This window comes from Sorangium sp. So ce448 (assembly GCF_051520915.1).
Taxonomy (GTDB): domain Bacteria; phylum Myxococcota_A; class Polyangia; order Polyangiales; family Polyangiaceae; genus Sorangium; species Sorangium cellulosum_B.
Window position 1 is genome coordinate 13,250,926 of record NZ_CP150343.1, and the last position, 20,550, is coordinate 13,271,475.

Genomic DNA, 20,550 nt, shown 5'->3' on the forward strand with positions numbered 1-20,550 from the left:
GCGACGCCCAGCCGCCGCGCGCGTGCGATCCGTTCCGGGGACCGTTGCGGCAGCGTTCGCGGGACGGTCGCCAGGACCGAGGGCACGCCCAGCAGCCGGCTGCGTAGCACGGACGCGCGCGCAGGGCGACCGCCGTCGCGCTCGCCTCGCGCCCGCGGGGCTCGTGGGGCTCGCGGGGCGTGGCGGTCGCGGTGGCCCAGCGCGCGCGGGGCAGCGATCGTCATCGCTGCGAGGCGGCGCGCTCCCGGCGCCGCGGCGCGGGCAGTAGAGTTTCCGCCGATGATCGCGCGGGACCCGTTCGGCTGGGTGGGCAGCACCATCGGCGGCAAGCTGCTGGTGGACGCCGTGGCCGGCGAGGGGACGTTCGGCGTGGTCTACCGGGCGACCCACCTGGGGTTCCAGGAGCAGGTGGCGGTCAAGTGCCTGAAGATCCCCGCAGATCTCGTGCCGGAAGAGCGGCAGTCGCTGCTCGACACGTTCGAGCGCGAGGCCCGGCTGCTGCACCGGCTCTCGCGCCGGACGACGGGCATCGTCCAGGCGCTCGACGTCTCTGCCGCGACCTCGCCGGAGGGCTGCTGGACGCCGTACATCGTCATGGAGTGGCTCGAGGGAGAGACGCTCGCGCAGCACATCGAGGCGCGGCGCGCGTCCGGGCGCGCGCCCTACTCCGTCGACGAGGCGATCGCGCTCCTGGCGCCCGCGGTGGACGCGCTCGCGATGGCGCACGACGAGCGGGTCTCTCACCGCGACGTCAAGCCGGCGAACCTGTTCCTCGTCGAGATTCCCGGCGCGACGACGATCAAGGTCGTCGATTTCGGCATCGCCAAGGTGATCGACGCGTCGCTGCCGCTGTCGAAGGAGCTCGCGGAGACGAGGCGAGCCGTGGCCGCGGCGCGGGCCGTGAGCCCCAGCGACACGACGCAGGTGCTCGCGACGTCGCCGATGTTGCACGTGTTCACGCCGCTCTACGGCGCTCCGGAGCAGTTCGAGCCGAAGCTCGGCGCGACGGGGCCCTGGACGGACGTGTTCGCGCTCGGGCTCGTGCTGCTGCAGCTGGCCTCGGGGAAGCAGCCGATCGACGGGCGCGACTGGGCCGAGCTCTACCTCGCCGCCGTGGACCCGCGCAGGCGGCCGTCGTTCGCGGGGCTCGGCGTCAAGGCGAGCCCCGCGCTCGAGGCGGTCGTCGCGCGGGCCGTCGCGGTCGAGCCCGCAGCGCGCTTCCGGGACGCGCGCGAGCTCGGAGAAGCGCTCGCGTCCGCGCGCGCCGGCTCCGCGCTCCGGCCGCCGGCTGCCCCGCTCTCCGCGATCTCGCCGAGGGCCGACCAGGCGTCTCCGCGGGGTTCGAGCGCGGCGCTCCCGGCCGCCCCGGCGCCCGTGGACGCCACGAAGGTCGCGGCGCCCGCGGGCGGGACGAAGGTCGCGGCGCCCGCGGGTGAGTACCGTGTCTGCACCGTGCTCTCCGCGGAGATCGTCGCCGGCGACGACGGGCAGGAGCCGCTCGATCCCGAGCAGGAGCTGGAGCTCCGCGAGGCATGCCGCGAGCTCGTCCGCGAGCGCGTCGAGGCGCTCGGGGGCGTCGTGCAGGGCAGGAGCGAGGGCGTCGTCACGGCGCTGTTCGGCGCGCCGCGCGCGAGCGACAACGACGCCGAGCGCGCCGTCCGCGCCGGGCTGGAGCTCGCGTCGCTCGACGCCGGGTCGCTCCCTGTCCAGCTGCCGCCGAGCTCCCGGCCGAGGTTGCGCGTGGGCATCAGCACGGGGAGGCTGTTCGTCAGCGGCGCGACCGGGCGGGGCGCCCCGGTCGACGCCTCCGGCGAGGCCTTGAAGGCGGCCGCGCAGCTCCAGCAGGCCGCCGTGCCCGGCGCGGTGCTGATCGCGCAGCCCACGTTCCGGCAGGTGGCCGGGCTCTTCCAGGTCGAGCCGCAAGGCGACGGCGCGCCGGGCTTCCGTGTGCTGAAGCTCGCGAGCGGCTCGGGCGCGGGATCCGATTTCCTCGGCCTCGACACCCGTTTCGTCGGGCGGGCGGCGGAGGTGCAGCGGCTCTCGGAGGCGCTGGAGACGGTCATCGCGGAGCGGCGCGCGACGTTCGTCTCGGTGATCGGCGCGGGCGGCATCGGCCGCAGCCGCCTCCTCGCCGAGGTCCGGACGAGGGCGCTGTCGCAGGCGGAAGCGTGCGCGGAGCCGTGCATCGTGCTCGGCGCGGCGTGCTCGTCGCTGTCGATGGATGCGAGCTACCACCTCGCCGCGTCGCTCCTTCGCGCTCATTTCCGCGTCCAGGACGGCGACACGCGCGACGTCGTGCTGCGCAAGCTCGCGAGCGGCGTCCTCGGCGCAGACGCCGGAGGCGAGGCCGGCGGCGCGCCGCACCCGCTCGCCCTGGAGGACGCGCTGGCGGAGGTCGCGGCCGTGCTCTGCCCGTGCCCGGCGGCGCAAACCGCGCCCGCGACGGCGATCGTCCCCGACGAGTGCGGCGCCGAGGTGGCGAAGCGGGTGGCCGCGGCCGTCGCGATGCTGCTGCGAGCGATGGCCGCGCGAGGAGCCGTCGTCGTGCTGCTCGACGACATCCACTGGGCGGACGACGCCAGCCTCGACCTCTTCGACGATCTCGCCGTGCGCCTGTCGGACGCGCCCCTGCTGCTCGTCGGCGCGGCCCGGCCCGAGCTCTACGAGCGGCGGCCGCACTGGGGCGAAGGGAAGGCGAGCCACGCGCGCCTCGATCTCGGCCCGCTGCCTCGGCGGCACATCGAGGACATGGCGCGGGAGCGCCTCCGCCTCGTCGCGCGCTGCTCCGCCGAGGCCATCCGCGCCTTGGCGGAGCGCGCCGAGGGCAACCCGCTCACGCTGACCGAGACGCTGTACCTGCTCATCGACGCCGGCGCGCTCGAGCGGCGCCTCGGCGAGCCCTGGATCCTCCACGAGGAGCAGCTCGCCCGGCTCTCGTTGCCGGCGACGATCCAGGGCATCGTCCAGGCGCGGCTCGATCGGCTCGACGGCGAGGCGCGCGCGGTCCTGGCGCAGGCGGCCGTGGTCGGCAGGACGTTCTGGAAGGGCGCGATCGACCACCTGCGCGGCGCGGCGCCGCTCGACGGCGGCGGATCGAGCACCGCGGACGTGCTTCGGCGGCTCCGGGATCAGCAGATCATCCAGGCGCGTGACGCGTCGACCTTCCCCGAGGACTGCGAGTACGTCTTCGCCGAGGCGGCGACCCAGGAGATCGCCTACGAGACGCTCAGCCTCAAGGTGCGCCGGGCCATGCACCGCGCGGTCGCCGCCTGGGTCGACGGCGTCTCGGCGGGGCGCTCGCCTGCGCGCGCGCCGCGGCGGCTCGGGGAGGCGCTCGCGGCGCTCCACCATGATCGCGGCGGCGACGCGCGGAGCGCGGCGCTCGCCTACGCGCGCGCGGCGGCGAGCGCGTCGTCGCTCGGGCAGAACGCCGAGGCGCTGCGGCACTTCGAGCGGGCCCGGGAGATCCACGCGAGCGCGGCGGACGGCGCCCCGGCGAGGGGCTCCGCGGCGCGCCTCCCGTCGGCCGCCGCGCCGGGGGGCGACGAGCGCCGGCTGTTCGCCTGGCACGAGCGCGCGGCGCTGTTGCTCGACGTCGGCGACGCCCTCCGCAGGGCGGGCCGACTCGACGAGGCGGAGCGCGCGTACCTCGAGGCGCGGACGCGGATCCTCCGCGTCGAGCGGCGCGCCTCGGCCCCGCCCGCGCAAGGCCCGGAGGCGGCGCTGTTCTGGGATGCGCGCGTGGATTTCCGCCTCGCCCTCGTGCTCAAGGTGCGCGGCGCGACGGCCGACGCGCGCGCGCTGGTCGAGCGCGCGATCGCGCTCGCGGAGCGCGGCGGCGCCGCCCCGGAGACGCTCCCCATGTACGGGCTGCTCGCGGCGCTCCACCGGCGCGCCGGCGATCTCGACGCGTGTCGCGCGGTCGCGCTCCGGAGCCTGCGCATCTGCCGGACGCTGCATCGAGGCGACGACCGCCGCCGCGTGGCGGCGTCGCAGCTGCTCCTCGCGCTCGGGACGGTGTTCTACTCGCGCGGTCGGCTAGCGCAGGCGGAGCGCTGCTACCGCCAGGCCGCGCGGGCCGTCGACGAGCGCGCGTACCCGGAGGCGCTGGGCTTCGCGCTGAACGGCGTCGCGGCCGTGCTGTTCGCGAAGGGCGATCTCGGCGGCGCGCGGGAGGTGTTCGCCCGAGCGCTCGCGCTGAAGGAGCGGCTCGGCGATCTCCAGGCGATCGCGTCGGGGCACAACAACCTCGCGGAGGTCGAGCTCCGCCTCGCGCGCCCGCACGCCGCGCTGGAGCACGCGCGGCGCGCCGTGAGGCTGGGCGAGCAGGCCGGCGCCGGCGCCGATCTCCCGGACGCGTACCGCAACCTCGCCGCCGCGCTGCTCGCGGCCGGCCACCTCGGCGAGGCGCTCGAGTCCGGCTGTGCGGCGCTGCGCCTCGCCGAGGTGGGCGGCGGGCGCGTGTACCTCGCGGACGTCGCGCTCGGCCTCGCGCGGATCTGCCGCGCGGCCCTCCGCGACGCCTCGACCCGCCCTCGCGCCGAGGCGGCCGTGGCGCAGCTCTCCGCCTCGCTGGCGGCGCATTTCCGGGACGGCGAGCTCGCGGCGCGGGCGGGCGAGTGCCGCGCGCTGCTCTCGGATCCCTGAGGCGCTGACCCTTTTCTCGTCAGGTAGCGCGACGTGCCGCGCGGGAGACGTTCGTCATGATCAAGGCTTGGAATCAGGCAGCTATCGTTCTGACCGCCGCGGCCGCGCTCGGCTCGGCCGCGCTCGGGTGCGCGTCGGATCCCGCGCCGCCGGGCGGATGCCCTGGCGCGCGCGCGGCGTCTGGCGCGTGCATCGGTGTCCCCGCGGGAGCGCTCTGCGACGGCGACTTCTGCGCCGCGTCCGTCGATTGCGCCGAGGTGATCGAGGTCTCGAGCGCCGCCGCGCTCGCGCAGGCCACCGAGGCCGCTCGACCTGGGGCGTGCATCGCGCTCGGCCCCGGCGCCTACGGCCCGATCGATCTGCCCCCCGGCGTGAGCCTGCTCGGCCGCGGCGCCGGCTCCGTGAGCGTCGCGGCGGTCTCGCTCGCGGCCGGTGACGGCGCCGTCCTCCGGGCGTTGACCGTGGGCGAGGGCGGCGTGCGGATCGCGGCCGGCGCCCGGGCGCGGATCGAGGCGGTGCGCGTCGTCGGCAGCGCGTCCGACGGCGTCACGCTCGGCCTCGGCGCGTCGCTCGACCTCGTCGCGTCGGCGATCGAGGGCTCCGCGCGGTACGGCCTGAGCGCGTTCGACGCCGGCCGCGTCTCCGTCGTGCGGTCCGTCGTCTCGGGCTCGCAGGGGCCGGGGCTGTGGGCGCAGTGCACCGGCGGCTGTGACTGCGAGGCGCCGGTGGAGCTCCACGTCGAGGACGCGCTCGTCCGCGACAGCAAGGTGGTCGGCGTGTCGCTCGTCGGGGCGCGCGCCACGATGTCTGGCCTCGAGGTCAGCGGCAATGGCCTGAGCGGGTTCGATCCGAGCGGCGGCGTCTCCGTGTCCGGCTGCTCGACCCTCGACGCGGCGGCCCTCAAAGTCGCCGACAACACCGGGTTCGGTCTCCTGATCGATCGAGCGAACGCAGCCCTCGGCGAGAGCGGCGAGGGCTTCGAGGTGAGCGGCAACCAGCCCGGGATCTGGATCCAGCACACGACGCCGGAGCAGACCGTCCAGCTCACGGGAGGCCTCCTCGAGAAGAACCGGGCCATCGGCCTGGGGATGAGCGGCGACGCGCGCGGCATCATCATCGACGGCATGCGCATCGCCGGGACCTTCGCCGACTCGGCGGTGGTGAGCGCGGACGGCGGGCTCGCCCAGGAGGTCGTCGGCGACGGCGTGAGCTGGCAGGAGCGCGCGCAGGCCGCGATCTTCGGGCTCGTCCTGAGCGGCAACGGGCTCGAGTCCCTCAACCCCTCCATCCGCCCGTCACGCCGCGCGAGCGTGCTCATCGACGGCGGCGTCGGTGTGGACAGCCGCCTCTCCGCCGTGACGCTGGAGGGCGGCGACGAAGCGGCGGGCATCGTGCAGCAGCGCCTGCCCGCTGACGGCATGAGCCCGCTGCGCGACGCGGATGTCCCGCGCATCGTGACGAGCCCGGAGGCGCTGTTCTCCGTGCCCGTCGCGCCCATCGCGCCGGCGGCGCTCGACACCCCTTGAGGCCTGCATCGGCCCGGCTCTGGGACCGCGTCCCGAGGTGAGCGCGGGCGCGCGTCGGGCCCACAACTGGACCGACAAAAAGTAAGTGGGCCCGCCACACTCGCTTTCCGCTACCGTTGCTCCCTTCCGGGCCTGGCGGGGTTCACGGCGCGCTGTCGGCGGACCCATGAGGTCCAGGCGCTGTTGCCTGACGCAGGGACTTCGTAGTCGAACCTCGTCCCTCTGTCGAGCCCCATGGCGCGCGCGGCGGCGATTCGTGGGCCATGGCGTCTCGGCTCCTTCGCGAACGCAGCGCCGCCGCCCACGTCGCCCAGGTCGCTCACGTTTGGTTCCTCCTCGGAGCCATCGGGGGGTGAGCGCGGTGCGAGCGTGCGAGCGAGGTGTGAGCGTGAGCAGGGTGCGATCGGGGTGTGCAAAGGGTGGTGGTGTGAGCGCGGAGCGATCGACCTGGAGCGGCATCGGCCAGGACTTGCCTCGTTCAGGAAGCCCCGTACGCTTGGAGGAGTCGTGAATCCGTTCGATTCCGAGGACGAGGGACGGGGCAGCCGGCTGATTCCGGTGCTTCTCTTCATCGGCTCCGCAGCGCTGGCAGCGGCCACGCTCCGGTTCGCCTGGCAGCAGCCGGTGATCATGGCGGCGGTGCTCAGCGTGGTTCTCGTGTTCGCCGCGGCCCGCTGGCTCGCGCGCCGCAAGCTGCGCCGGCTGCTGCGCTCGGGCGATGTGGGCTCGGTGCTGCGGCGCTGGTCGTCGTCGCTTCACCGCGTCCCGCACCCCGCCACGATGGCGCCGCTCATGACGGCGACGGCGTTCGCGGCCTATGGTTGGGTCGAGAAGGCGCGCGCGGCCATGGCCGCCGCCGAGCGGGGGCCCGCATGGGAAGCGGCCCTCGAGCACCGCCTCTTCCTCGACACGCTCCTCTGCACCTTCGAGGGCGATCGCGACACGGCGCTCGCGCAGGCGGGTCGCCTGGCGCGCCTCCCTCTCCCGGACATCGGCTCGCCCTTTCGCAGCCGGGTGGTCACCCTGCGATCGGCGGCCGGCGCGCTCGCCCGCGCCTTCGCTCACACGAGCGTGCCGGGCGACCGCGCGCTGCTGGAGCGCGCGAGCGAGGCCAGCCCGCTCGTCTTCTGGGCCATGCGCTACGCCGCGGCCGTCGTCGCGATCGACGAGGGCGAGCTCACCCGCGTCGAGGAGCTCCTCGCCGACGCGCCGTCATGGCCCCAGGAGTCGACGTTCCGCGCCTTCCACGACGAGATCGCCGATCGCGCCGGCCTTCCCCGCACGGTGAGCGCGTAGCGGGCCGGTCATCGCGCGCGCCGCTGCGCGCGGCGCCGACCCGGAAGGCCGGTCCTTCCAGAGGGCGCGCCGTCTTCGCGTTCGCGCCGGCTCAGCCCTGGAACAGCGTGCGGATGTAGCAATAGGCGCGCGCCCCGGGGGCTCCGCTGACGAAGTCTTCCGGCGCGTCCGGCACGAACGCGCCGAGCGCGCCGAGCGCGCCGCCGACGGTGAACGTGCGCAGCATGATCCTCGCCTGCGTGCCCGCGAAGCACGGCTTGCGGTAGGCGATCTCCACCCTCCGGGCGAGCACCGCCGCGCTGTGGCCCTGCGCCGAGAGACGCCGCAGCGCGGCCTCCGCGAAGAGCCGCGGGTACACGAGCGAGTTCACGTGCTGGTTCCCGTCCGTGTGATCCAGGCCGAACACCACCGGGATCGGATCCAGGGTCGGCTTCGCGTCGAGCGGCTCCGCGCCCTCGGGCAGGCCCATCAACGCCTCCGGCGAGCGAAAGTCGTAGCGCTCGGGCGGCACCGCCGGCAGATCCGGGGACTCGAAGCGCAGCACCTTGCGCGCCTCGGGCGCCGCGAAGGGCCGCGTGAAGACGTGCTCCGCGAACACGCGACCGACCTGGATCGGCTCGCCCGCGCCGGGCGGCGGCGGGCCGTAGGTCCGGCTGCGGCGCCCGCTGGCCGAGAGCCACATGGCCAGAATCAGCCGGTTCACCTGGGAGGTGGCGTCCTCCGTGTGCGCCAGCTGGTAGCGGCCCTGCAGCTCTAGCGGCTCCCGCGTCGCGATCGGCCCCTCTCCGCCCTCGATGATGAGGCGGGTGAGGATCGGGACGATCCCTTGCGTGAGCATGAGCGCCTCGACGGGGCTCGCCCGCAGGAGCTTCACCCAGACCGCGGGCCCGAGGCCGTGCGGCAGCGCGTCCAGCATCACCCGTCCGTTCTGGCTGACGTCTTCGAAGCGGAGATGCATGACGGCGGTCCCCTGCTGCTGCTCGGGGACGCAAGGCTCGTCAGGGAAGTGGTGCATGCCCCGTCTCCATAGCTGACGCCGCCGCGCGCCGCATGGGATCAGCGCCTGGGCGCCGCCATGGCCGGCAGGCCGACGGCGCGCGTCCATGGTACGATCGCCGCGTGACGCTCCTGAAAATCGCCCACATCGGCAACCCTGTCCTCAGGCAGCGAGCGCGTGAGGTCACGCCAGAAGAGCTCTCCTCCCCTGCGATGCAGGCGTTCATCGACGACCTGGTGGAGACGATGCGCGACGCGAACGGCGCGGGCATCGCCGCCACTCAGGTCCATGTGCCGGTGCGCATCTTCGCGGTCGAGGTGCAGAACAACCCCCGCTATCCGTACAAGCCGAACATCCCGCTCACCGTCGTGGTCAATCCGGTGATCGAGCCGCTCACGCAGGAGACGTTCGAGAACTACGAAGGGTGCCTGAGCGTCCCGAACCTGAGGGGTGTTGTCGACCGCGCCACCGAGATCCGGCTCACCGGCCTGGATCGCGATGGGAGGCCGATCGACCGCATCGTGCGCGGGCTGTCGGCGGGCACCTTCCAGCACGAGAAGGATCACGTCGACGGCGTTCTCTTCGTCGATCGCGTGAAGGATCCGCGGACGCTCTGCACGTGGGCGGAGTTCGACCGCTATCACAAGCAGCCCTTCGTCGAGCGCATCGTCCCGTTCATCCAGCGGATGGGCGGCTGAGGGGCCTCGTCGCGCGGGTCTTGCTCGTGCGTGGGATCGCTGCGCGGACCAGAGCGCTCGGCACGAGCTCGAGCGCTCCCGCGGACATGCGCCTCCGCTAGCGCAGGCCGCACGTCTCTCGCCCGCGCTGGCGGGGAGGGACGTGCGGTGCCTGCTGGCGCGGAGCGATCAGGCGCCGCCGCCGGTCCGTTCTTCGCGCTCGATCTGCTCCTGGTAGGCGACGCTGTAGCGCGCCCAGGGACGCAGCTTGAGACGGCGGTAGCCGATGGGTTCGCCGGTGCCCTCGCACATCCCGTAGCTCCCCTCCTTCATCTTCACGAGAGCACGGTCGATCTCGGCGAGCACGCGGACATCGCGCTCCAGGAGCTTCGACGTCAGCGACGTCGCGCCCTCGGCGTTGGCCTCGTCCATCTCGTCGCCGACCTCGCGCGAGATGTCGCGCTCTGCGTGCTGCCGCTCATCGATGTTGGCGACGAGGCTCGCCCGGCGCTCCTCGAGCGCCTTCCTGAGCTCGTCGAGCTGCTCCTGCGTCAGATCGGGCAGATCGGAGTCGTCCGTTTCGGGCGTCGCGCGGCGCACGGGCGGCCTCGGCATGGCGCCTGCCGTCGTGGCAGACGTCTCTGGCTGCGCCGGGCTCATTCCGTCGCGACTCGCACCTTCACGGTTGTTCATTGTTTCCTCTCATCTTTTCGGTGGCAATTCGCGTACCGATCTTGAACGTGGGCGGACGAAGCACGCGCGGCGCGGTGACCAGGGAACACGAACGAGCAGGAGCAGCCGCGCCAGCTTACTGGCTGTGGTGATAGCGCATCCACGAGCCTATGGCTTCGTGATGCCGGCCATTCGAAGCCCTGCCGCGACGAGCGCGCCGATGTCCTCGAGCACGGGCTTCGACACGTTGATCGAGATCTCGGCCCGCGGCGCGGCGCCGCCCTGCTGCTGGGTCGTGACGAACATCAGCCCTTCCCCTTTGTGGGGGAGCTTTGCCAGCGCTTCGCCGAAGATTCGAGCTTCCTGAGGCAGCGCCACCGGCGCCGCGCCGGGCTGATCCAGCGTCGAGAGCACGCTCTGAAACGTGCGGGTGATCGGGGCGAGCGTCGAGAATCCACCCCAGGCGAACTTCCCGGTCTTCAGCTTCTCGAGCCCCGGACGTGACGCGAGCGTCGCTGCGGCGGGCGCGTCCGCTTTCACCGTGGCGAGCCGCCTCAGCAGGTCGCCCTTGTCGTTTCCGAAGGCGACCCACGTCGTCTTCTCCTCACCCATGAGGAGCAGGTGGAGCGTCATCGTCAGCTTGGGCCTCTGCTTGCCCTTGGCGGCGGGGGTCGAGCTCGCGTCTCCGTCGAGCGCCGGGAGATCGCGGACGATCTGGATCTCGACGGCGAGCGACGTCTTCCCGAGCTCCTTCGGCGCCTGAACCGTCTTGACCGTCGGCAAATCCTTCGGATCGACGTCGATCTCCGGGAGGCGCTTGCGCAGCCCGGGCGTGTTGTAGGCGGTGACGGCGTTCTTCACGTACTTGATGAGCGCGTCGGGCGCCTCCTCGAACCCGAACAGGTTCCAGCCGACGAAGCTCCCCATCATCTTGTCGAGCGCCTCGTTCGGCGTCGGCTTTCCGGCCTGGGGAGCGGGAGGAGGCGCGTCCGGGTACCCGTGGGCGGACACGCTCGGCCCCTGGTTGACCGGCAGCGAGAGGAGGTCGGCGAGCGCCTTGCGATCGGCGGGCTTGCCGATCTTCTCCTTCTCCAGCCACCCTTCGAGCATCTCGCGCAGCGTCTTCAGGATGCCGCCGTAGTGCGCCGGGTCGTAGCCGTGGTCGAAGAACGCGCCGGCGCTGTCCTTCGGCGCGCGCCAGTACAGCGCCGGCGCGGCCCCGGCGCGCTTCGCCCTGTCGGCCATCGTCTTGGCGACCCACGACGACTGGCCCCGGAGCTCCAGGGCAGCCGTGAGGTTCACGCAGGACTGGTTGTCGACCTGGAGATCGACGACCGCCTTGCTCGCGTCGTTGATGAGCGCCTCGAGCTCCTGCTGAACGGAGGTCGCCGCGTCGGTGAGCGCCCGGTCGAACTGGGGCTGCCCGATCGAGAGCTGGCTCTGCGCGAGGATCGGGAGCCCGCCGAGCTGCTGCTTCGCCATGCCGCCGAACTTCGTGCTGAGCGGGACGAAGCGGACCTCGCCGTGGAGATCGCGCGCCTCGGGCGCGAGCGTCGGCAGCGTGCGCGCGAGGTACGGCCCGAGCGTCGTGACGTCGCGGTCCCGATCGCCGCAGAGGAGCCGCGCGGGCGCCGAGCCGGCGGACGCGGCGAGGAAGCAGCTTGATGACGAGGGCTCCTTGCCGCCGATCTTCCACATGCCGGGCTTCACCTCGGTGAGGGCGGCGCCCGCCTCGAGCGCGCCCCTCGCCCGCTCGAGCGACGTGAGCCCGAACGACACGGCCGCCACGGGCTTGCCCCGCTTCGAGCTGTCATCGAGCGCGACGATCAGGTGCACCGGCGCGTCGAGCGCGAGCACCGTGGCGAGCTGATCCGTGTCGATGGAAGGGCTCACGAGCTCGCCCAGCACACCCGAGGAGAACGCCTGCGCGCCCGTCTCCGCGAGCGCCGGAGGCAGCCCCGCGCACGTCGCGATGCTCGACAGCGTGGCCGCGGGGTTGCTCCAGCGGAGCACGCCGACGACGTCGGCCGGCTCGGCGACGGGCGATAGATCGAACGCTGGGCTGGCGGCGACGTGGGCGGGCCCGGCCTTGACCTCGCCTTGTCCTGCTGTCGGCGCGACAGGCGCGGGGGACGGCCCGCAGGCGAGGGAGCCGGCCATCAGGACCAGGGGGGCGATCGGCAGGAGGGTTCGCATGAGCGCCGGTTATACGGCTCCCGGACATCCGAGTCGACGCCCAAGGAGCGCGCCGCGCAGGCGACGGCTGCGTGCGCCGCCTCCCGCGCGGCGGCCGCTCCAAATGCGAACGAGCGCGGACGAATCCGCGCTCGTTGCGCTTGGCGCTTGGCGCTTGGCGCTTGGCGCTCGGCGAACGAGCGCGGAGGAATCCGCGCTCGTCGCACACCGTCGAGGAGCGGGCTCCTCGCGGCGATCAGTTCGACTCTTCGAACTCGGCGTCGATGACCGAATCCTTCCCCTTGCCGCCGGCGGGGGGCGGCGGCTGGCCTCCCGGCGCGCCGCCGGGCGCGGCGCCGCCGCCGTCCTGCGGCGGGCCGGCCTTCTCGTACATGACGCTCGCGATGCGGTGCGCTTCCTTCTCGAGCTTCTCGAGCGCCGCGCTCACGGCCGCGTCGTCCTGCTTCTCGATGGCCGACCGCCCCTCGGCGATGATCCCGTTCAGCGCCGAGACGTCGCCCTCCGGCAGCTTGTCCTTGTTCTCGCTGATCGTCTTCTCCAGCGTGTAGCAGAGGTTATCGAGCTTGTTGCGCCGCTCGATCTCCTCGCGCCGGCGCTTGTCCTCGGCCTCGTGCGTCGCCGCCTCGTTGACCATCCGGTTGATCTCGTCCTCCTTCAGGCCGCCCGACGCGGTGATCGTGATGCGCTGATCCTTGCCGGTGGCCGTGTCCTTGGCGTGGACCGAGAGGATGCCGTTCGCGTCGATGTCGAACGTCACCTCGATCTTCGGCACGCCGCGGGGCGCCGGCATGATCCCTTCGAGGTGGAAGCGGCCCAGGGTCCGGTTGTAGCGGGCCTCGGTGCGCTCGCCCTGGAGCACGTGGACCTCGACGCTGGGCTGGCTGTCGGTCGCGGTCGAGAAGATCTCCTTCTTCTGGGTCGGGATCGTGGTGTTCCTCGAGATCATCACCGTCATCACGCCGCCGAGCGTCTCGACGCCGAGCGAGAGCGGCGTGACGTCGAGCAGCACGAGGTCCTTCACGTCGCCCGAGAGCACGCCCGCCTGGACCGCGGCGCCGACGGCCACGACCTCGTCCGGGTTCACGCCCTTGTGGGGCTCCTTGCCGAAGAACTTCTTGACCGTCTCCTGCACGAGCGGGATGCGGGTCGAGCCGCCGACGAGGACGATCTCGTCGATCTGCTGCGGCGACTTCTTCGCGTCGGCGAGCGCCTTGCGGGTCGGCTCGAGCGTCCGGTCGATGAGCGGCCGGATCATCTGCTCGAGCTTCGCCCGGGTGAGCTGCTTCTGGAGGTGCTTCGGCCCCGAGGCGTCCGCGGTCAAGAACGGCAGGTTGATCGTCGTCTCCTGCACGTTCGACAGCTCGATCTTCGCCTGCTCCGCGGCGTCCTTGAGCCGCTGCACGACCATCTTGTCGTTCGCGACGTCGATGCCGGTGTCCTTCTTGAACTCGGCCGCGAGCCAGTCCATCACGAGGTGGTCGACGTCGTCGCCGCCGAGGTGGGTGTCGCCGTTGGTCGAGATGACCTGCACGACGTTGTCGCCGACCTCGAGGATCGAGATGTCGAACGTGCCGCCGCCGAAGTCGTAGACGGCGATGACCTGCTCGTTCTTCTTGTCGAGCCCGTACGCCAGCGCGGCGGCCGTGGGCTCGTTGACGATGCGCTTCACGTCGAGCCCGGCGATGCGGCCCGCGTCCTTGGTCGCCTGGCGCTGCGAGTCGTTGAAGTACGCCGGCACGGTGATGACGGCCTCGGTGACCTTCTCGCCGAGGTAGTCCTCCGCGGCCTTCTTCAGCTTCTGGAGGACCTTCGCGGAGATCTCGGGGGGCGACGCCTGCTTGCCGCGCACCGCGATCGACGCGTCGTTGTTCTTGCCCTTGCTGACCGTGTACGGGACGCGCTTCGCCTCTTCCTGCACCTCCTCGTAGCGGCGCCCCATGAAGCGCTTGGCCGAGTAGATGGTGTTGGTGGGGTTCGTGACCGCCTGGCGCTTGGCGATCTGTCCGACGAGCACCTCGCCCTTGTCGTCCCAGGCCACGACGGACGGCGTGAGGCGCGAGCCCTCCTCATTCACGATGACCTTGGGCTCCTTGCCCTCCATCACCGCGACGACGCTGTTGGTCGTGCCGAGATCGATGCCGATGATCTTGCCCATGACGTTGAACCCTCCGAGAACTGTTTGCGCGACGGCCTGATGACCACGGGGGGCGAGAAGACCCGACCGGCCAGCAGGGCTCAGCTGACAGCTGCCGCGAGCCACCGCTCCAGAGCCGTCAAAAACCGCTGGGAATCCGGATACTTTCGCCGAGTTTTCGCGAGCTCGCTGGCTCGCGACCGCGAAACTAACCATGTGCGCCCGAGCGTCAACGCCGCCTCTAGCAATTGCCGTGCGCGCGGGCTGGGGCTGCCCGCACCTTGACCGGAGCCCGGTCGCGCCGCACCTAAGGTGTCCGCGCTTCGCACCGCCAGCGTCTCGATCCGGGGGCCTCGCTCCTGGGGGAAGCGCGGCGGGCTCGGCCGGCAGCGCCAGGGCCGCCTCGCTGCGCAGCTTCGCGCAAACTCGTGCAAACGATGCCGAGCGGACCGGACGAGAACCGGACGAGAGGAAGAGCGGGCGCGTCTGAGGGGCTTCTTGCGGTCCAAGACGCGCTGAGCTATAGGCGCCCTCCCTCGCAACACCCGAAGGACTCACCATGAAGCCCGGCATCCACCCCGAGTACAAGGCCTCCACGATCACCTGCGCGTGCGGCGCCGTCGTCGAGACCCGCTCCACCCGCGGCAGCTTCACCACCGACGTCTGCTCCGCCTGCCACCCGTTCTACACGGGCAAGCACAAGATCATGGACGTCGCCGGCCGCGTCGACCGCTTCCGCAAGAAGTACGCGACCGCAGGCAAGTAGCCGGGCCGATCGTCCCTCTACCCCCGAACTCCCTTCTTTCACCGGATTCGCCCGTCACGCCGCGCCCGCCCGGGGCGTGGCGGATGGGCTGGTTCGCCTGGAGCACGCTAGCCCTGCGCGGAGCGTGAGCGGCCGAGACGTCGCGCGCGGCGGACGCGGACGCGAAGGCGAACCTGACCACGTCGGCACCTTCACCTGTGCGGCGATGGTCGGTCGGGCCGATGCGCTGGCCGTGTTATGCGCTAGATTGGAACGCGTATGAGCGATCAGCCTGCACGTCCGTATATCGGCGGCCAAGCGGTCATCGAAGGGGTCATGATGCGGTCGCCGAGCTCGGTCGCGATCGTCTGCCGGCGCCGCTCGGGAGAGCTGGTCGTCCGCGAGCAGCCGATGACCGCCGTCGCGAAGGGGCCGCGCACGTGGCCGTTCGTGCGGGGGGTCGCGACCCTCGTCGAGTCGCTCCGCCTGGGATCCCAGGCGCTCCGCTGGTCCGCGGACCTCTACGAGCAAGATCTCTCGGCCGAGGAGGCGGGCTCGGCCAAGGGGCCGGAGTCGAAGCGCCCGAGCGCAGGGCAGGCGGGCGGGGTGAACCTCACCTCCCTGGCGCTCAGCATGGCGGCGATCGCGGCGCAGGACGTGGAGCCCGCGCAGGTCACGGGCAGCCCCGCGCCGGGCGGCGCAGAGGGGAAGAAGCGGGGAGGAGGGATGGGCATGATCCCGATCCTCTTCGCGGTCCTGCTCTTCGTGGCGGCGCCCCAGGCCGGCGCCGAGCTTGTCAACAAGCTCCTGGGCCTCGGTCTCGAGGTCACGTCACCGGCGTTCCAGGCGATCACCGGCGTGGCGAAGCTCGCCATCGTCGTCGGCTACCTCCTGCTGATCCGCCAGATCCCCGAGGTTCGACGCGTTTTCCAGTACCACGGCGCCGAGCACAAGGCGATCTCCACCTACGAGGCGCACGAGGTCCTCGAGGTCGAGAACGCGCGCCGGAAGACGGCCATGCATCCCCGCTGCGGGACGACGTTCCTGGTCATGGTGGCGCTCGTTTCGATCGTCGTGTTCTCGGTGGCCGGGGCGTCCCTCGGGGCGCTCCTGCCCAAGCTGCCCGGTGGCCGGCTCGTCGAGAGCGTCACGTTCTTCCTGATGAAGCTGCCGTTCCTCCCGCTGATCGCCGCGGTCACCTTCGAGATCCAGCGGATCTTCGCGCGTTATTGCACCACCGGCCCGCTCCGCGCGCTGCTCTGGCCGGGGTTCCTGGTCCAGAAGATCACGACGGCGGAGCCCGACGACGCGCAGCTGGAGATCGCCCTCGCGTCGCTCCGCGCGACGCTCTGGCGCGAGGCCTCGGTGGCCGCTCCCGCCCAGCCTGATCGGGTGTTCGCCGACTACTCCAAGCTGCTGGCCGACCCCGGCTACGCAGGCGCTCACGGCTAGCGCGCGCCGGCTCCGCCGGGCCCCTCGCCGCCGTTCAACCCCGCGTCGTCTTCGGATTGCAGATGCTACCTATCGCGAAACTCGAGGCGGTTCAGCGCCGCTTTCAGGAGCTCGAGCACCTCATGTGCAGCCCGGCGGTGCTCTCCGCGCCGGCCGAGCTCCAGCGGCTCAACCGCGAGCGGACCGAGATCGAGCCCGTGGTCGTCGCCTTCGCCCGGCTGCGGGACGTCGAGCGGCGCATCGCCGAGGATCGCGAGGCGCTGAGCGATCCCGACCTGTCCGAGCTCGCCCAGGCGGAGCTCCCCGAGCTCGAGCTCGAGCGCGAGCGGCTCGCCGCCGAGCTCGAGGTGCTCCTCCTGCCGAAGGACCCCAACGACACGCGAAACACCGTGATCGAGATCCGCAGCGGCGAGGGCGGCGAGGAGGCGGCGCTCTTCGCCGCCGATCTCTTCCGCATGCTGTGCCGCTACGCGGAGACGAAGCGGTGGAAGGTCGAGGTGCTCAACCTGAGCGAGGCCTCCGCCGGCGGCTACAAGGAGGTCGCGGCGCTGATCACGGGGCAGGACGTCTACTCCCACCTCCGGTACGAGGGCGGCGTCCACCGCGTTCAGCGGGTCCCCTCGACGGAGACGCAGGGGCGGATCCACACCTCGACCGCGACGGTGGCCGTGCTGCCCGAGGCCGACGAGGTCGACGTGCACATCGACGACAAGGACCTGGAGATCTCGATCGCCGCGTCGGGCGGCCCCGGCGGCCAGGGCGTCAACACGACGAACAGCGCCGTGCAGATCAAGCACCTGCCGACGGGCATGATCGTGAAGTGCCAGGACGAGCGCTCCCAGCTGAAGAACAAGGCGAAGGCGATGAAGGTGCTCCGGAGCCGGCTGCTCGAGCTCGAGCAGCGCCGGCAGGAAGAGGCCCAGAGCGCCGAGCGAAGGACCATGGTCGGCACGGGAGAGCGGGCGCAGAAGGTGCGGACCTACAACTTCCCGCAGAACCGCGTGACGGATCACCGGATCGGCCTCACGCTGCACAAGCTCGACAAGATCATCGAAGGGGACCTCGACGAGCTCATCGGCGCGCTGCGCACGCACCGCCAGGCGGAGCTCCTGCGGCGCGGCGGGCTCTCGGGGCCCGCGCTGGAGCCCGCCACGTGATGGGTGCGCCGTCCATCGAGAGAGGGGCGCCGCCCGTCGATCTGGAGGCGCTGCTCGTCGCGCTCGTGCTGGCGCCGTCGACCTTCTCGCGAAACCGCTTCTTCTCGCTCTACGCCGACCCGGAGGCGCGCCGGGTGCGGCGGCGGGCGGCGCTGCTCAGGAGCATCGTGCGGCAGCTGGTCGCGGGCGCGGACCGCGCCGGGCTCGCGCCCGCCGCGAGCGGCGGCGCGCTGCTCACCTACGACGTGCCGTCGCTCGGGTTGAAGCGCACCGCCGCGCTCGACGCCCTGGAGCTCGCGGTGCTCCGCATCGCGGTCGCGCGCGGGGCGGTCCCGCGGGCCGAGCAGCCGGGCGGCGAGGGCGTCGCGTCGAGCTCGGCGACAGGCGCCGCCTTGCCGCATGCGCTCCTCCCCGAGCCGGCGGACACGTCGCGGATCGAGCGCGCGCTCGCCCGGCTGCTGCCCGAGGGGAAGGCCGGCGGAGCGCTGGAGTCGCCTGGTGAGGGGGAGCCGGGAGAGCCGGACCCGGGGACCAGGGCGCTGCCGCGTGACCGGGCGCGGCGTGACTCGCAAGCACCCTGGGAGTAGGAGGCGGCCATGTGCATCTTCTGCAAGATCGCGAACAAGGAGATCCCGTCGAAGGTCGTGTTCGAGGACGAGCACGTCATCGCCTTCCACGACGTGAACCCGCAGGCGCCCACGCACGCGCTCGTCATCCCGAAGCGCCACATCGCGGGCATCGCCCAGGCCACGCCCGAGGACGAGGCGGTCCTCGGCCGGCTGCTCCTCGCGGCGCGGCGGGTCGCGGAGCTCACCGGCATCGCGGAGAGCGGCTTCAGGACCGTGGTGAACAGCGGCGCGAACGCGGGCCAGACGGTCTTCCACATCCATGTCCACGTGATGGGTGGAAGGCCGATGGCCTGGCCTCCCGGCTGAACGCTGTCCGCGCGTTCCGAGTGAGCGCCGCGCCGGCCGCGGTCAGCGGACGCCGCGGGCGGCGCTCACCGCCGCGTCGAGCCACGCCGCCTCGTCGTCGCGGAGCGAGGGCTGCCTCGGCAGCGTGGTCGGCAGGGCGCGGGGCCGAGACGCGCCGTGGGCACGGAGGTGCGCGGACGTGATGGCGCCGACGCGCCCACCCACGCCGAGGAACAGCGCGAAGAGATCCGGGCCCACCGCGCGCCGCGGGGCGGGCCGCACTGCGAGCTCGGCGCCCGACGCGAGCCGCGCGGTGAACCCGGCGACCAGGTGATCGACCGGATCGGTCCACGGATCCGGGGCGCCGGGGGCGCCCGCCGCGATCCACGCGTCGAGCGTCAGCTCGGGCGAGGTCGCGCCGAAGTCGATCGCCAGCGTGAGGCCACGTTGCTCGAGGGCGCGCTCCACGTCGCCGAGGCGAGCGGTACCGGCGGCGTGCACGAGCATGGAGTCGCCGTCGAGCAGGGGCGCCGCGGGCGGCGGCGGTAGCGGGCGGCGCGCGGCGGAGGACGCCTCGCGCGGGAGTAGGTTGCCAGGGTTCATGACGCCGGCGGGGTCGAAGACGCCGCGGAGCGCATGGATGACGTCGGCGCCGAGGCCGAGCTCGGCGCCGAGCCGCGGCGCCTTGCTCCGGCCGACGCCGTGGTGATGCGAGAGCGTCCCGCCGGCGTCGATCGCGGCGTCGAGCGCCGCCCGCCACGCCGCGTCGTACTTCGCCTCGGCCGCCGCGACGCTCGGCGCGCTGCCAGCGAAGGTGAAGTAGATGCTGCAGCCGTCCGGGTACGCGTGGGACAGGTGAGCCATCACGAACACGTGGCGCCCGAGCGCGCCGCGCACCGCGCGGTAGAGCCCGTCGAGGCGCGACCAGGGCGCGGCGACCTCCATGGTGTCGCTGAACGCGCCGGCCATGAACACGGGCGCCTGGCGGTAGCTCACGCTGTAGCGGTGCGCGAGCCAGTGGCGCGCGGGCTCCTCGCCGAGCGGCCTGGCCCCGCCGCGCTCCGCGATCGCCGCGGCGCGGGCGAGGTCTTCCGCGCTCGCGCGCGCCGTGCCCTCGAAGATGAGGATGAGCGTCGCGCCGCGGAGCACGCGCGACCCGACGCCGTCGACGATCTGGTTGAGGAGCCCCGGCGCGCGCAGCAGGCCGCGCAGCACTGCGGCGCCGGCCCCAGGGCCGCGCGCGCCGTGCCCCCGCGCGGCCGCCCCGCCGGAGGATTCATGGGCTGCGCCGGCGTGGGCGCGCTGCCGGCGCACGGCGCCCAGCCGGGCCATGAAGGAGTCGAACGGGTCGTAGAGCCGCGAGACCGCCGGGCGGAGGCCGGCCTGGAACATCGCCCGCATCGCGTCCCATCCGGCCTCGACGCTGGGGAACGAGAACGCGGCGAACGCGCGCGCCGGCGGCGCCGGGTGCAGCCGGAGCGTGGCGGCGGTGACCACGCCGAGCACGCCCTCGCTGCCGATGAGGAGCGGCGTGAGGTCCGGGCCTCGCGCGCGCCGATCGAAGCGGACGATCTCGCCGCGGCCGACGACGCACTCGAGCGACGCGACCATGTCCTCGATCTTGCCGTAGAGCCCGGAGCACTGGCCGGCGCTGCGCGCGGCGACCCAGCCCCCCACGGTCGAGCAGAGGATGGACGACGGGAAATGGCCCAGCGTGAAGCCCTCGGCGTTGAGCTCCTCCTCGAAGCGGATGCCGAGCGCGCCGGCCTCGATCTCGACCGACGGGGCCTGACGATCGAGCGAGCGGCGGCGGGAGAGCCGCTTGAGGTCGAGCACGACCGTGCGCTCGTCCGGCAAGACGCCGCCGCACACGCCCGAGCCCGCCCCGAAAGGCACCAGCGGGAGCCCCTCGTCCGCGCAGAAGCGCACCACCTGGGCGACCTCCTCCGCGGAGGAGGGCCAGACGATCATCCCAGGCCGGTGCTCGGCGATGCGGCCCTCCGTCACCGCGAGGTGGTGCCGCGGCCAGAGATCGCGGGCGTAGGCGATCTGATCGACGGGGGAGGCGCTGCGCGGGATCCCCGGCAGCGCGCGCGCGATCGCGGCCTCGAAGCTCATTCCCGGGGAGCCCTAGCGC

Annotated in this window: 14 protein-coding genes and 1 other RNA gene; 9 read left to right on the forward strand and 6 right to left on the reverse strand. The window is 72.8% G+C overall.

Going from position 1 to position 20,550, the window contains the following annotated elements:
- Window positions 1-279 precede the first annotated feature (279 nt).
- Together WMF45_RS49905 and WMF45_RS49910 are read left to right on the forward strand one after the other, a co-directional pair.
- Entirely contained in the window at window positions 280-4,647 is a 4,368-nt protein-coding gene (locus tag WMF45_RS49905; RefSeq protein ID WP_437714375.1) for a protein kinase domain-containing protein, read from the forward strand.
- Window positions 4,648-4,703: 56 nt separating this feature from the next.
- A complete protein-coding gene (locus WMF45_RS49910) occupies window positions 4,704-6,173 on the forward strand; it encodes a hypothetical protein (protein WP_437714377.1) in 1,470 nt (489 codons plus the stop codon).
- Window positions 6,174-6,253: 80 nt separating this feature from the next.
- Here the strand turns inward: WMF45_RS49910 and ffs are convergent.
- An RNA gene (gene ffs, locus WMF45_RS49915) (signal recognition particle sRNA small type) lies at window positions 6,254-6,343 on the reverse strand.
- 337 nt (window positions 6,344-6,680) lie between these two features.
- Here ffs and WMF45_RS49920 point away from each other — a divergent pair.
- Window positions 6,681-7,469: a hypothetical protein gene (locus tag WMF45_RS49920; protein ID WP_437714379.1), complete on the forward strand. Its 789-nt coding sequence runs from the start codon at window positions 6,681-6,683 to the stop codon at window positions 7,467-7,469.
- Window positions 7,470-7,560: 91 nt separating this feature from the next.
- On the opposite strand, the gene WMF45_RS49925 is transcribed toward WMF45_RS49920, so the two are convergent.
- On the reverse strand, window positions 7,561-8,484 hold the full coding sequence (locus WMF45_RS49925) for a hypothetical protein (protein WP_437714381.1): 924 nt from the start codon (window positions 8,482-8,484) through the stop codon (window positions 7,561-7,563).
- Window positions 8,485-8,588: 104 nt separating this feature from the next.
- Between WMF45_RS49925 and def the strand changes: the two genes are divergently transcribed.
- Entirely contained in the window at window positions 8,589-9,164 is a 576-nt protein-coding gene (gene def / locus WMF45_RS49930; RefSeq protein WP_437714383.1) for a peptide deformylase, read from the forward strand.
- A gap of 168 nt (window positions 9,165-9,332) precedes the next feature.
- On the opposite strand, the gene WMF45_RS49935 is transcribed toward def, so the two are convergent.
- From WMF45_RS49935 to dnaK, 3 genes are all read right to left on the reverse strand, one after another.
- The gene (locus WMF45_RS49935; RefSeq protein WP_437714385.1) at window positions 9,333-9,758 is read right to left on the reverse strand and encodes a TraR/DksA family transcriptional regulator; all 426 of its coding nucleotides are present in this window, start codon (window positions 9,756-9,758) and stop codon (window positions 9,333-9,335) included.
- A 225-nt stretch (window positions 9,759-9,983) separates the two neighbouring features.
- Window positions 9,984-12,011 carry a hypothetical protein gene (locus WMF45_RS49940; protein ID WP_437714387.1) on the reverse strand — a complete coding sequence of 676 codons (2,028 nt, stop codon included), beginning with the start codon at window positions 12,009-12,011 and terminating at the stop codon, window positions 9,984-9,986.
- Between the two features lie 235 nt (window positions 12,012-12,246).
- On the reverse strand, window positions 12,247-14,166 hold the full coding sequence (gene dnaK / locus WMF45_RS49945; protein WP_437714388.1) for a molecular chaperone DnaK: 1,920 nt from the start codon (window positions 14,164-14,166) through the stop codon (window positions 12,247-12,249).
- A 538-nt stretch (window positions 14,167-14,704) separates the two neighbouring features.
- On the opposite strand from dnaK, the gene rpmE reads away from it, so the two are divergent.
- From rpmE to WMF45_RS49970, 5 genes are all read left to right on the forward strand, one after another.
- On the forward strand, window positions 14,705-14,911 hold the full coding sequence (gene rpmE, locus WMF45_RS49950; protein ID WP_012241637.1) for a 50S ribosomal protein L31: 207 nt from the start codon (window positions 14,705-14,707) through the stop codon (window positions 14,909-14,911).
- Window positions 14,912-15,169: 258 nt separating this feature from the next.
- On the forward strand, window positions 15,170-16,342 hold the full coding sequence (locus WMF45_RS49955; RefSeq protein ID WP_437714390.1) for a DUF1385 domain-containing protein: 1,173 nt from the start codon (window positions 15,170-15,172) through the stop codon (window positions 16,340-16,342).
- A 62-nt stretch (window positions 16,343-16,404) separates the two neighbouring features.
- A complete protein-coding gene (gene prfA, locus WMF45_RS49960) occupies window positions 16,405-17,499 on the forward strand; it encodes a peptide chain release factor 1 (RefSeq protein WP_437714392.1) in 1,095 nt (364 codons plus the stop codon).
- On the forward strand, window positions 17,499-18,086 hold the full coding sequence (locus WMF45_RS49965; RefSeq protein ID WP_437714393.1) for a hypothetical protein: 588 nt from the start codon (window positions 17,499-17,501) through the stop codon (window positions 18,084-18,086). Before prfA ends, WMF45_RS49965 begins: the two co-directional genes overlap by 1 nt.
- A 9-nt stretch (window positions 18,087-18,095) precedes the next feature.
- Window positions 18,096-18,434 carry a histidine triad nucleotide-binding protein gene (locus WMF45_RS49970; RefSeq protein ID WP_012241641.1) on the forward strand — a complete coding sequence of 113 codons (339 nt, stop codon included), beginning with the start codon at window positions 18,096-18,098 and terminating at the stop codon, window positions 18,432-18,434.
- A gap of 42 nt (window positions 18,435-18,476) precedes the next feature.
- Here the strand turns inward: WMF45_RS49970 and WMF45_RS49975 are convergent, their stop codons facing one another.
- Window positions 18,477-20,531: an FAD-binding protein gene (locus WMF45_RS49975; RefSeq protein ID WP_437714395.1), complete on the reverse strand. Its 2,055-nt coding sequence runs from the start codon at window positions 20,529-20,531 to the stop codon at window positions 18,477-18,479.
- Window positions 20,532-20,550 lie beyond the last annotated feature (19 nt).